Source organism: Enterobacter sp. FB (assembly GCF_000805795.1).
GTDB classification, from domain to species: Bacteria; Pseudomonadota; Gammaproteobacteria; order Enterobacterales; family Enterobacteriaceae; genus Enterobacter; species Enterobacter roggenkampii.
The window spans coordinates 1-13,123 of the sequence record NZ_JSZC01000011.1; the positions used below are offsets into that span (position 1 = coordinate 1).

5 protein-coding genes and 2 pseudogenes are annotated in these 13,123 nt (G+C 54.4%); 1 reads left to right on the forward strand and 6 read right to left on the reverse strand.

The features are described from left to right. Nucleotides 1-7: 7 nt before the first annotated feature. From PI91_RS06020 to lptD, 3 genes and pseudogenes are all read right to left on the reverse strand, one after another. Nucleotides 8-651, reverse strand: a pseudogene (locus PI91_RS06020) (4-hydroxythreonine-4-phosphate dehydrogenase PdxA). Nucleotides 652-823: 172 nt separating this feature from the next. Further along, a pseudogene (gene surA / locus PI91_RS06025) lies at nt 824-2,111 on the reverse strand (peptidylprolyl isomerase SurA). Nucleotides 2,112-2,164: 53 nt separating this feature from the next. Further along, nucleotides 2,165-4,540, reverse strand: a complete 2,376-nt coding sequence (gene lptD / locus PI91_RS06030) for an LPS assembly protein LptD (protein ID WP_039265658.1) — start codon at nt 4,538-4,540, stop codon at nt 2,165-2,167. 239 nt (nt 4,541-4,779) lie between these two features. Between lptD and djlA the strand changes: the two genes are divergently transcribed. Next, a complete protein-coding gene (gene djlA, locus PI91_RS06035) occupies nt 4,780-5,595 on the forward strand; it encodes a co-chaperone DjlA (protein ID WP_008502016.1) in 816 nt (271 codons plus the stop codon). Nucleotides 5,596-5,655: 60 nt separating this feature from the next. Here the strand turns inward: djlA and PI91_RS26380 are convergent, their stop codons facing one another. The 3 genes from PI91_RS26380 to rapA all read right to left on the reverse strand — a co-directional run bounded on the left by PI91_RS26380 (nt 5,656) and on the right by rapA (nt 13,055). Further along, nucleotides 5,656-9,168, reverse strand: a complete 3,513-nt coding sequence (locus tag PI91_RS26380; protein ID WP_071580339.1) for an autotransporter outer membrane beta-barrel domain-containing protein — start codon at nt 9,166-9,168, stop codon at nt 5,656-5,658. Between the two features lie 308 nt (nt 9,169-9,476). Beyond that, entirely contained in the window at nt 9,477-10,136 is a 660-nt protein-coding gene (gene rluA / locus PI91_RS06050) for a bifunctional tRNA pseudouridine(32) synthase/23S rRNA pseudouridine(746) synthase RluA (RefSeq protein ID WP_039265660.1), read from the reverse strand. Between the two features lie 12 nt (nt 10,137-10,148). Continuing rightward, the gene (rapA, locus tag PI91_RS06055; protein WP_008502013.1) at nt 10,149-13,055 is read right to left on the reverse strand and encodes an RNA polymerase-associated protein RapA; all 2,907 of its coding nucleotides are present in this window, start codon (nt 13,053-13,055) and stop codon (nt 10,149-10,151) included. Between the last annotated feature and the right edge of the window lie 68 nt (nt 13,056-13,123).

Below are 13,123 nucleotides of genomic sequence, written 5' to 3' on the forward strand. Positions count from 1 at the left end.
TGGTATTTTAGCACGGCAGGCCCTGATCGTGGTACATCGCGAGCACGGCGTCGGCATTATCCAGGTATTTCGGCTGGAAAGGGTATCCGCAGGCAGCGGACCACTGAGATTCATCCCCTTCGCCCGCATTTCGTTGAGTACCGGAATGATGGTGTCGAGTCTCTTCGGTACGCCATGTGCCCGCCTTCGCCGGCGTGCGCGATTCAGGCCGCAGACCAGCACATGCGGTGCGCGGATCCCAAATTTTGTCTGCAGATCGTGATGCAAAATCCCGATGATCTCGCGCAGGAGTTCAGGCGTGATCGCATCCGGAATCGCTTTGATCGGCAGATGGGTGGTCACCAGAGCAACGCGCATTTCTTCCGTCGCCAGCATCATCACCACTTTCGGACTGTGCGAGCGCTCTTCAAAGAACTCCGTATGCCCGGTAAACGGTATGCCCGCTTCGTTGATGACGCCTTTGTGGACGGGGCCGGTAATCAGGGCGGCAAATTCACCCTTCAGGCAACCGTCGCAGGCGCGCGCAAGGGTTTCAACGACATAATGGCCGTTTTCCGTGCTGAGCTGGCCGGGAATGACCGGCGTACGAAGGGGAACAGAAAGAAGGGTGAGGGTACCGGCTTTGCTGCGGTGCAGGCTGTTGACCTTCAACGTAAGGGATGAGCGTTAAAGGCAGACCGAGCATCGCTGCCCGGTCTTGTAACAGTGTTGCATCGGCGCAGACAACCAGTTCTACTGGCCAGCTGCGCTGGGCAAGCTGGACAACGAGGTCAGGTCCAATCCCGGCGGGTTCGCCGGCGTGATAACAACACGATGCTGTTCATTAGTTGCTCAGCACTTTCACGTAAGCACTGGCGCGTTGTTCCTGCATCCAGGTGGCTGCTTCTTCAGAGAACTTACGGTTTAAACAGCATGCGGTAGGCTCTGTCTTTCTGTGCGCATCCGTTTTACAACGTTACGAGTGTCCATCAGCTCGATCAGATGCCAGCCAAACGAAGAGTGGACCGGCGCGCTGATCTGGCCTTTGTTCAGCTTCATCAACGCGTCACGGAAGGCAGGATCGTAAATATCCGCCGCTGCCCAGCCCAGATCGCCACCCCTGGTTAGCAGAGCCAGGAATCCTGAGAGAACTCTTTTGCTGCCTTCGCAAACGAGGTTTTACCGCTCTTAATATCTGCCGCAATCTGTTCCAGCTTCGCACGCGCCTGATCGTCAGTCATGATTGGTGACGGCTTCAGCAGAATGTGGCGAGCGTGAACTTCGGTAACGGAGATATTTTGGCTCTGGCCGCGCAGATCGTTCACTTTCAGAATGTGGAAGCCCACGCCTGAACGGATTGGACCGACGATATCGCCTTTCTTAGCCGTGCTCAGTGCCTGAGCAAAGAGGGATGGCAGCTCCTGAATACGTCCCCAGCCCATCTGGCCGCCTTTCAGCGCCTGTTGGTCTGCGGAGTAGGTGATGGCCAGCTTGCCAAAGTCACCGCCGTTACGCGCCTGTTCGACAATTGAACGTGCCTGGCTTTCTGCTTCCGCAGCCTGATCGGACGTAGGGTTCTCTGGCAGTGGGATAAGAATGTGGCTCAGGTTCAGCTCTGTGCTTGCATCGTTCTGGTTACCCACCTGTTTTGCCAGCGCGTCCACTTCCTGAGGCAGGATAGTAACGCGGCGACGCACTTCGTTGTTACGCACTTCCGAAATCAGCATCTCTTTACGGATCTGGTTACGGTAGGTAGCGTAGCTGATGCCGTCATAGGCCAGACGGCTGCGCATCTGGTCTAAAGACATATTGTTCTGCTTCGCGATGTTAGCGATCGCCTGATCGAGCTGCTCGTCAGTGACCTTCACACCCATTTTCTGCCCCATTTGCAGAACGATCTGATCCATGATCAGGCGTTCCAGGATCTGGTGGCGCAGCGTGGCGTCATCCGGAAGCTGCTGACCCGCTTCGCCCGAATTGAGCTTCACCGATTTCATCAGACCGTCAACGTCACTTTCAAGCACGACGCCGTTGTTAACCACAGCAGCGACTTTATCAACAACCTGGGGGGCCGCGAAGCTGGTATTCGCAACCATAGCGACACCGAGCAGCAGCGTTTTCCAGTTCTTCATACTTTTTCCATTTCAATTAACCGCAAAGCGGATTACGTTGCAAATCAAGCACATTACAAGGAACTGCGGTAAGGCAGAATGTTCGAGCGCAGCATTTTCTGCGTACCCAGACCGTAGTTGGAACTCAGGCCGCGTAACTCGAAGTTAAAGCCAATCACGTTATCGTATTTGCTCTGATTGTTTTCCCAGCCGTTAAGCTTACGTTCGTAACCGACACGCAGCGCGTAGCAGCAGGAGTTATATTGCAGACCTACCATCTGGTCAGCAGCTTTATTGGCGTTAGTGTCAAAGTAGTAAGCGCCTACGATTGACCAACGGTCGGCGATAGGCCAACTCGCTGCCGCACCGACCTGAGAAATACCATCCGAATATTGCGGTGATTTCCAGTAGTTGATGCTGTTCTGGTCATTGCTTTTCGGTAGCGTTGCCTGAATGTATTCCGGGCTAGCGTAGCGATAGCTTACCTGAATCATGCGATCTTCATCACGACGATACTCTATGGCGGCACTACTGTTAGCAACGTTGTCGAGACGCGTGTCATACTGCACACCGCCACGCAGGCCCCAACGGTCAGTCATACGCCAGTAGGTATCTCCCGCCCAAACTATTGCTCCCGTTTTGTTGTCTTTCTCCCACTGAATATTGTCATCGCCCGTGCGAGACTCTGTGAAGTAGTAGATTTGACCCACAGAAACGTTAAAACGTTCAACGGCTGCATCATCATAAACACGTGTTGTGACGCCGGTCGTTAACTGATTCGCTGAGGCGATACGGTCCAGACCTCCGTAGGTACGGTCACGGAACAGACCACTATAGTCAGACTGCAGTAAAGAGGAGTCGTAGTTCTGAATGTTGCTCTGGTCGCGATATGGCACGTACAAATACTGCATACGCGGTTCAAGCGTCTGGGTATAACCATCCGCCAGCAGGGCCATATCACGCTCGAAAATCAGCTTGCCGTCCATTTTAAACTGAGGGAGCGTTCGGTTGACCGACTCTTCGAGATGCGCACTGTTAGTGGAGTTGTAATTATCAAGATTTTTTTGCTGATAGTGAGTCGCCATCAGCTTGGCTTCGGTATTCAGGCTTGCCCAGTCGTTTGACCACGGCAGATTGATCGTCGGCTCAAGGTGAACACGCGTGGCTTCAGGCATATCCGAATTCGTGTTAACGAAATGCACTGCCTGAGCGTAAATCCGGGTGTCGAATGGACCTACGTCATTCTGGTACCAGTTGACGTCCAGCTGTGGCTCAGCACCATAGGTAGGCGTGGACTGGTCAGAAAACACCTGGAATTTCTTGGTCGAGACGGTTGCATCAAAATTCTGCACCGCATAGCCTACGCTGAATTTCTGCGTGGCATAGCCATCAGTACTCGAGCCGTATTTGGACGAAAAGTCATTAAAATAAGCCGAATCGCTGACTTTGGTGTAATCAACATTAAAGCGCCACACCTGATCCATCACCCCGGAATGCTGCCAGTAGTACAGCCAGCGGTGACGGTTATCACCAGAAACGTTTCTGGCGTCGTCCTTGTAAACGTTATCCGACGGCAGATAATCCAGCTCCATCAGACCCGCACCTGCCTGAGTCAGATAGCGGAACTCGTTCTCCCACATGACGTTACCGCGCTTGTGGATATAGTGCGGCGTGATCGTCGCATCCATGTTAGGCGCGATGTTCCAGTAATACGGCAGGTAGAACTCAAAGTAGTTCGTGGTGCTGTATTTGGCATTCGGGATCAGGAAACCGGAGCGACGTTTGTCACCCACGGGAAGCTGCAGATAAGGGCTGTAGAATATGGGGACCGGACCCACCTTGAAGCGGGCGTTCCAGATCTCTGCGACCTGCTCTTCGCGGTCATGGATAACTTCGCTCCCGACCACGCTCCAGGTATTTGAACCCGGCAGACACGACGTGAACGTGCCATTTTCCAGGATCGTATAGCGGTTTTCACCGCGCTGTTTCATCAGGTCCGCGTCACCGCGCCCCTGGCGACCCACCATCTGGTAATCACCTTTCCAGACGTTAGTGTCTTTGGTATTCAGGTTTGACCAGGCTTTCGGACCTTTCAGGATGACCTGATTGTCGTCATAGTGCACATTACCCAGCGCATCCACCGTGCGTACCGGCTCGGCCGCACCTTCCGGCTGCTTCTGGTGCAACTGCACTTCATCTGCCTGCAGGCGGCTATTGCCCTGGTTAATATCGACATTGCCTGTAAAGGTGGCATTGTCAGGGTAAGTCCCTTTTGAACTGTCGGCAGTAATGGTTACCGGCAAGCTATTGGTATCGCCCCTCACCAGTGGGCGATTATAACTTGGGACGCCAAGCATACACTGCGAGGCGAGATCGGCCGCCAGCCCCTGTTGACTGTACAGGGCGGTGCCAATCATTGTGGCCAGGAGGGTGGGGATACGTTTTTTCATACGTTGTATTTTATTGTTCCGTCATCAGTGGCTACGGCTTACAAACGCTCAGAGACTATCTTACTCATCTGCGCAGTACCAGCGTTAATCCTGCCCGTTTGCGTGCCAGAGTGTTAGGCTCGCTATCGAATGACGAGTATGATAAAGCAAATTATAGGCGATGTCCTTCAATTGACCGTGACTTGAACACAGTGATGATGACGTTGCGTCGGCCAGGAATATGACTATCCGGGGAGTATATGCAGTATTGGGGTAAAATAATCGGCGTTGCGTTCGCCATCATCATGGGTGCCGGGTTCTGGGGAATAGTGCTGGGGCTTATTATTGGCCATATGTTTGATAAGGCGCGCAGCCGTAAAATGGCCTGGTTTGCCAACCAGCGCGAGCGCCAGTCACTCTTTTTCTCCACCACTTTTGAGGTGATGGGGCATTTAACCAAATCCAAAGGGCGCGTCACGGAAGCCGATATTCAGATTGCCAGCGTCTTTATGGATCGCATGAATCTGCACGGTGACTCCCGCCTGGAGGCGCAAAATGCGTTTCGCATCGGGAAATCCGATAACTACCCGCTTCGCGAAAAAATGCGCCAGTTCCGCAGCATCTGCTTCGGCCGTTTTGATTTAATTCGGATGTTTCTGGAAATTCAGATTCAGGCGGCCTTCGCCGACGGCTCGCTTCACCCTAACGAACGCGATGTTTTATACGTGATTGCGGAAGAGCTGGGTATCTCCCGTATGCAGTTCGATCAGTTCCTGCGCATGATGCAGGGTGGCGCGCAGTTTGGCGGCGGGTATCACCAGCAGTCTTCTGGCGGTGCCTGGCAGCAGGCGCAGCGTGGTCCGACGCTGGAAGATGCCTGCAACGTGCTTGGCGTAAAACCCTCTGACGATCAGACTACCATCAAACGTGCCTATCGTAAGCTCATGAGCGAGCACCATCCAGACAAGCTCGTTGCAAAAGGCTTACCGCCTGAAATGATGGAGATGGCGAAGCAAAAAGCGCAGGAAATTCAGAAAGCGTACGAGCTGATTAAAGAGAAGAAAGGCTTCAAATAAGCCCCTTTTTAGAATGATGAAGGGCCTGGCAGCATGAGCTGCCAGGCCCTTTATACAGCGTTACCAGCTGTAGCGCACGTTCAGGCTACCGTTTACATCGCTGTAATCATTATCACCTTTCTGTCCGGAGACCTGGGCAATAACGCTCCATTGCTTGCTCATATTTGCCTGAATACCCGCTTTCAGCTCCGCACGATCGGCAGGAAGGTCCTGTTTGATCTGTGTGTCACCAAAGTTGACTGCCGTGTCTTCAGAGGTATGCAGCCAGTTGGCCTCCGCAAACGGCTGGATAACCGCGTCGTTCGACTTATTCATCTTGCTGTCAATGCGCAGGCCTAAACGGGTGGTCCAGCTTTCGCCGTTTTGCCCATCAATCGTCGTGCCGCTGCTGTCTTTGATGTCATCCGCACTGTAATCCTGCCAGACGACCTGTGCCTGCGGCGTGAGGCTCAGCGTGTTGTCGCCGAATGCGATATCGTAGCGGTAGCCTGTTTCCAGCGAAACGGCGTTGGCGTTTGAATCGTAATCCGTTGAGCCAACGTCACCGTTATCTACGCTGTTGTGGTACATCCCATACTGATACCAACTGTCGACATAAAAACCCTGATGCTGTCGGGCATCGGCAAACCACGTTGCATAGACTCCGAGGTTATAGCCATCGACTTTACCGTCAGCGCTAAAGCGGCTGCCGTCAGCACCTTTATTGCCAGTGCTGTCGCTGCTGGCGTTGATATAGCTACCCATAACCCCGACCACCAGGCTTTGTTCGCCGTTGTTCCAGGCGGCAACATCGCCCCCAATCTGGAACTGGGAGTAGTTGCTGTCGATATCAATATTGCTCTCTGCTGCAGTAGACTGGTTCTTACCTGCTTTGAAACGCGCCCATGTCGTGCCGTTTTCCGATTTGAACTGACTGCCTTCTCGGTCTGACAGGGTCTGCATTTGCAGATCGCGAGCCAGCCACTGGTTGCTGAGGTATGAACCGATATCGGCACGATACTGAGGCGTTACGTCGCCATTATCACTCGTGGCCTGGGAACGAAGATACCAGTCCCCTGAGTCCTGATACAGGCGGTATTCGTAGGCGTTAATCTGGACCTGATTACCCTGAACAAAGGTACCGTTTGATGCACCGCCGACCTTAATCACTTCAATACCGTTTTGGGTCAGTGCGCCCTGACCGCCAACGTTGTTAATGTACAGGGTGGTGTTCCCGGACGTATTCCCCGCAATGTTAAGCATATCGGTTGGAGACGTGTCGTCGCCTAACTGCGTATTTAGCGTCACAGAACCCTGGTTGCTGGTGTAATCGCCGTTTACGATCAGCGTGTTGCCGGTCGTCGCACCATTGGTTCCCTCAATATTGCCGCTGACAATGCTGCCTGCGTTGCTCAGATCACCATTGATCGTTAGCGTGTCGTTGAACTGAACGGTACCCTTGCTATTAACATTGCCGTTCACCACACCGTTGGAACCGCCAAACGTGGCGCCTGCCGCGACATTCACGGCCTGCTCGCTGTTTTGTACGCCGATAACGCCAGCCTCGTCCAGCCAGAGCGTGCCCTGGTTCACATCCGTTGTGCCGCTGTAACTGTTTGCGGCATTAAGGATCAGCGTACCTTGCCCCTCTTTGGTCAGCGATTTTCCGTCCCATCCGGTCGTGGCTTCGGCATTTTGATCGACAAGCGCCGTGCTCAGCGTAAAGCTGCCGTCAGGATTGTTCAGAGTGAATGTGCCGTGAGCCGCTGTTGCCGCTGGGTTCTGGCTGGCATACCAGGTTAATGACGGTGTCAGGACGTAATTGGTCACGTCGGCGGGATCAATGGTGCCGCTAAAGGTGATGAAGTCAACGGAGCCAGATGCCATGCCCGCGACGGTGAGGTTGGTAAAATTGCCATTGATTGCATTTTCAGCGTCAATCACCGTGAAGGCGCTATCCGCGGAAAGCGTGCTGGCACTACCGTAACCTGTAATATTTAGTGTGCCATCAAGCGTCGCATTCTGAGCGACAATAGGCGCACTGGTCGCGTTTGCGTCAAGATAGACATCAGTTTGGCTGTTAGCCAGAAGGGTGAGATTACCGACATTGAGTGTACCAGTACTGCCGTTTTCATCGCCGAGTGTGATGCGTCCGCTGCTGGTAAGATTACCGACGCTGGAATCGGCCGTCAGCAGCCATTGGCTGTTCGCATCCAGCGTCATGCTGACGTTATCACCGCTGGCCTTAACGGCGCCGGACAGCTTGCTGTTTTCAGCGCGAAGTGTGACTGCATCAGTGGTATTGGCCACGGTGAGCAGATTGTCTGCGTTCATCGTTTGCACATTCTTCACGTTAATTTCGGCAGATCCGGAATCCACCGCAAAAGCACTTCCTCCGGACGCGGTTGCCGTAATGCTCCCTCCGTCAATCGTAGCGACATTTTTTCCACCGCTGAACGAGAAGGCGACATTGCTACCGGAAACGTTGCTGTGGGTGACGGTCGCGCTGCTGGCGCTTTCTAAGGCAATGGCAGCAGATTGTTCGCTGGTGATATCTGTGCTGTTCGCCTCAAGGGCTCCACCGTGAGTCATCGCCACTGCCCGCGAATTTTCTCCGGACGCGATCGTTGAACCGTTATTCAGTACGAATGTGCTCTTTGCCCCGTCAGAGGATATTGCGTCAGCATTTTTCCCATGAGTGACGATATGAGTATCAGTGAGTTCTGCGCGTCCGGTATTCATTATGCCAACTGACTGCTCACCGTAAGTTTCAACGTGGGATGCCGCTAAATTAAATGTGTTGGTATAGTTTTGAATACCAAAGCTCTGGCTTCCGGTAGTGGTAATCGTGACGTTTGAGCCGGTCAATTCACCGTCGTTATATATACCTGCATTACCAAAATCTCCCGTGGTGTTTATATTCACATTGTCTAATGAAAGGGTGGCATATCGGTTAACAATAGCCCGAGCCATGCCATACCCGGAAGTCGTAATGGTCGCGTTTTTTATCGTCAGGTCTGCGCCATTCAATATCTCAACACCATAAGAACCCTCTCCCGTCGCCGTATAGCTCCCCCCGTCAATGGTGCCTTTTGCATTAGAGCTAAACAATACGGCAGATGCGATCTCGCCTTCCGTCGAAACGGTAAGGTTGTTCAACATGGCTTCTGAGTTATCACCGACAATGGTTATCGCATGACTGCCTTCCCCGGAAGTGCGGATTGTGGATCCCGAATCATCGAGCGTGATTTTCGCTCCATTCGACACGGATAGCCCCATGCCTGCATCCCCGGTTGTGGATATCGTTAAGGCGCCGTTATCGGTGACGATGACATCAGAGCCAGAGGCGGATACCGCCGAGGTATTAGGGCTCGTCGTTGAATATTCACCACTGATGGTATTACTACCCGGGACTGCAACAAACGTCGTGTCACTGGCGTGTGCGGTACCCACAACACCTGACAAGATAAACGTTGCGATCGCGCTTCCGGCGCGTACGCAGGATTTAACTTTGCTGTCCCCTTTTGAAAACTCCGAGGCAACGATGTACATATTTCTGGCGCAATTCCAGACGATGTTATACGAACGGTTCATACACTTCCTTGTGAATCAATGAGTAAACTAAGTGTGGCTGTTGAGTAGAAAAATAACTCCGTTTGGATAGGGTAGAGTTAGTATTTCCTTAAAATGAGCTGGATTATCAGTAATAAATTGCATCGTGTTCAATTTAATATTTTTTAATCCAAACCTTAGTCTTTCTAAAAATACTGAGTGTTATTTAAGGAAGAGATAATTATCGTGAATGAACTTGGGCAGGTTTTCAGATGAGCAGGGGAGATATATATGCTGTGTGAATATTTACCGTCGACAGTGAGCTGGCAGTAAATATTCACATCAGGAATTTAAAAATCGACCGGGGCTTTAAACGTCATCGCGTTACCGAAGGCCGGATGGGTGATGGTAAGCGTCTGCGCGTGCAGCTGCAGACGTGCCGCTAAGGCCAGCGCTTCAGGCGGCGCGTAAAAGCGGTCGCCCAGAATCGGATGACCCAGCGCAAGCATATGCACGCGCAGCTGGTGTGAACGTCCGGTAATCGGCTTAAGCAGGACGCGCGCGGTATTATCCGGCGCGTACTCAAGCACTTCATACTCGGTTTGCGCGGCCTTGCCGGTTTCATAACACACCTTCTGCTTTGGCCGATTCGGCCAGTCGCAGATCAGCGGTAAATCCACCAGCCCTTCCGCCTGCGCCGGGTGACCCCAGACGCGGGCGACATACTGCTTCTTCGGCTCGCGCTCGCGGAACTGGCGCTTCAGCTCGCGTTCTGCCGCTTTGTTCAGCGCCACCACAATCACGCCGCTGGTCGCCATGTCCAGGCGATGGACCGACTCCGCCTGAGGATAATCGCGCTGAATGCGCGTCATCACGCTGTCTTTGTGCTCATCCAGACGACCCGGCACAGACAACAGCCCGCTGGGCTTGTTGACCACCATAATGTGTTCATCCTGATACAGAATGACCAGCCAGGGATCCTGTGGCGGATTGTACGGCTCCATCACCATCTTGCGCTCCGTTTACTGATGCGTCACAACGATAAGACGCAGGGCATCCAGACGCCAGCTTGCCTGATCCAGGCTTTCCAGCACCTGCTGACGGTTGCTTTCAATCGCCGCCAGCTCGTCGTCACGGATGTTCGGGTTCACGGCCTTCAACGCCTCCAGACGCGACAGCTCTGCAGACAGTTTCTCGTCGGCTTCACTGCGCGCGGCGTCAATCAGCGCTCTGGCCGCTTTTTCAATCTGGGTTTCACCCTGTTGGAGAATGGCATGCACGTCCTGCTGCACCGCATTGACCAGCTTGCTGCCGGTATGGCGGTTCACCGCGCTCAGCTGGCGGTTGAAGCTCTCAAATTCAACCTGTCCTGCGAGGTTCGTGCCGTTTTTATCCAGCAGCAGACGCACCGGCGTTGGTGGCAGGAAGCGGTTGAGCTGCAGCTGTTTCGGCGCCTGCGCTTCCACAACGTAGATCAGCTCCAGCAGCAGCGTGCCTACGGGCAGCGCCTTGTTTTTCAACAGCGAGATGGTGCTGCTGCCGGTATCGCCAGAGAGGATCAGATCCAGCCCGTTACGGATCAGCGGGTGTTCCCAGGTGATGAACTGAGCATCTTCGCGGGACAGCGCCACATCACGCTCGAAGGTGATGGTGCAGCCATCTTCCGGAAGGCCCGGGAAATCTGGCACCAGCATGTGATCGGACGGGGTCAGGACAATCAGGTTCTCGCCGCGGTCGTCCTGGTTAATGCCAACGATGTCGAACAGGTTCATGGAGAAGCTGATGAGACTGGTGTCATCATCCTGCTCTTCAATGCTCTCAGCCAGCGCCTGCGCTTTTTCCCCGCCGTTGGAGTGGATCTCCAGCAGGCGGTCACGGCCTTGTTCAAGCTGCGCTTTCAGCGCGTCATGCTTCTCACGACAGGACTTAATCAGATCGTCAAAGCCGTCGGTGTTTTCCGGCGCGGCCAGATAGCCGATCAGATCGCCGTGCACCTGATCGTAAATGGTGCGGCCCGTCGGGCAGGTATGTTCAAACGCATCCAGACCTTCGTGGAACCAGCGCACCAGCACGGACTGGGCCGTTTTTTCCAGATACGGCACGTGGATCTGAATATCGTGCGCCTGACCGATACGATCCAGACGACCGATACGCTGCTCCAGCAGATCCGGGTTGAACGGCAGATCGAACATCACCAGGTTGCTGGCGAACTGGAAGTTACGGCCTTCAGAACCGATTTCAGAGCAGAGCATAACCTGAGCGCCGCTGTCCTCTTCGGCAAACCACGCCGCAGCGCGGTCGCGTTCAACGATGGACATGCCTTCGTGGAACACGGCGGCGCGAATGCCTTCGCGCTCGCGCAGGACCTGCTCCAGCTGCAGCGCGGTGGCCGCCTTGGCGCAGATCACCAGCACCTTTTGGGAGCGGTGCGCGGTCAGGTAGCCCATCAGCCACTCTACGCGCGGATCGAAGTTCCACCAGGTGCCGGTATCGCCTTCAAATTCCTGGTAGATTTGTTCCGGGTAGAGCATGTCGCGGGCGCGCTCTTCCTGCGTTTTGCGCGCGCCCATGATGCCGGAAACTTTAATTGCCGTCTGATACTGCGTCGGCAGCGGCAGCTTAATGGTATGCAGTTCGCGTTTCGGGAACCCTTTCACACCGTTACGGGTGTTACGGAACAGGACGCGACTGGTGCCGTGGCGATCCATCAGCATGTCGATCAGCTCTTTACGCGCGGATTCCGCGTTGTCGCTGTCGCTGTTAGCGGCCTGCAGCAGCGGCTCGATATCCTGCTCGCCGATCAGATCGCTCAGGGTGTTGAGTTCATCATCAGAAAGACGCTTGCCCGCCAGCAGCAGCGCGACGGCATCTGCAACCGGACGGTAGTTATTCTGTTCTTCCACAAACTGCCCGAAGTCGTGGAAACGGTTTGGATCGAGCAGGCGCAGACGGGCGAAGTGGCTTTCCAGACCCAGCTGTTCCGGCGTAGCGGTCAACAGCAGGACACCAGGCACGCGCTCGGCAAGCTGCTCGATAGCCATATATTCGCGGCTCGGCGCGTCTTCGCTCCAGACCAGGTGGTGCGCTTCGTCGACCACCATCAGGTCCCACTCGGCATCGCACAGGTGCTCAAGACGCTGCTTGCTGCGGCGCACGAAGTCGAGAGAACAAATCACCAGCTGTTCGGTTTCAAACGGGTTGTCCGCATCGTGCTGGGCTTCGGCGTAGCGTTCGTCATCGAACAGAGAGAAGCGCAGGTTAAAGCGGCGCAGCATCTCAACCAGCCACTGGTGCTGTAAGGTTTCTGGCACCACAATCAGCACGCGCTCGGCAGCGCCGGAAAGCAGCTGTTGGTGCAGGATCATGCCCGCCTCGATGGTTTTACCCAGGCCCACTTCATCTGCCAGCAGCACGCGCGGCGCATGGCGACGGCCCACGTCATGGGCGATGTTCAGCTGGTGGGGGATCAGGCTGGTGCGCTGGCCGCGCAGGCCGCTCCAGGGCATGCGGTACTGTTCACTCTGGAACTTACGCGCGCGATAGCGCAGGGAGAAGCGATCCATACGGTCGATTTGCCCGGCAAACAGGCGGTCCTGCGGCTTGCTGAACACCAGCTTGCTGTCGAGCAGCACTTCGCGCAGGATGACATTGGCCTCGTCGGTGTCCAGGCGAGTGCCGATGTAGGCGAGCAGTCCATTCTCTTCTTTTACGTCTTCAATCTTGAGCTGCCAGCCGTCGTGGCTGGTCACGGTGTCACCCGGATTAAACATCACGCGGGTTACAGGGGAGTCATTGCGGGCGTACAGGCGGTTTTCACCGGTGGCAGGGAAGAGGAGGGTAACCATGCGCGCATCAACGGCAACGACGGTTCCTAATCCAAGTTCGCTTTCTGTATCGCTGATCCAGCGTTGACCAAGTGTAAAAGGCATAGTTGTTCGGCTCTAATCTTTAATTGCAGGCAATAGTTCGACCACCGTCAAAAAAGACGGTCATCGAA

Excerpts from the sequence above, each read along its gene's own strand:
- PI91_RS26380 (WP_071580339.1), bottom strand. The coding sequence starts at position 9,168 with ATGAACCGTTCGTATAACATCGTCTGGAATTGCGCCAGAAATATGTAC.
- djlA (WP_008502016.1), top strand. The coding sequence starts at position 4,780 with ATGCAGTATTGGGGTAAAATAATCGGCGTTGCGTTCGCCATCATCATG.
- rapA (WP_008502013.1), bottom strand. The coding sequence starts at position 13,055 with ATGCCTTTTACACTTGGTCAACGCTGGATCAGCGATACAGAAAGCGAA.
- lptD (WP_039265658.1), bottom strand. The coding sequence starts at position 4,540 with ATGAAAAAACGTATCCCCACCCTCCTGGCCACAATGATTGGCACCGCC.
- rluA (WP_039265660.1), bottom strand. The coding sequence starts at position 10,136 with ATGGTGATGGAGCCGTACAATCCGCCACAGGATCCCTGGCTGGTCATT.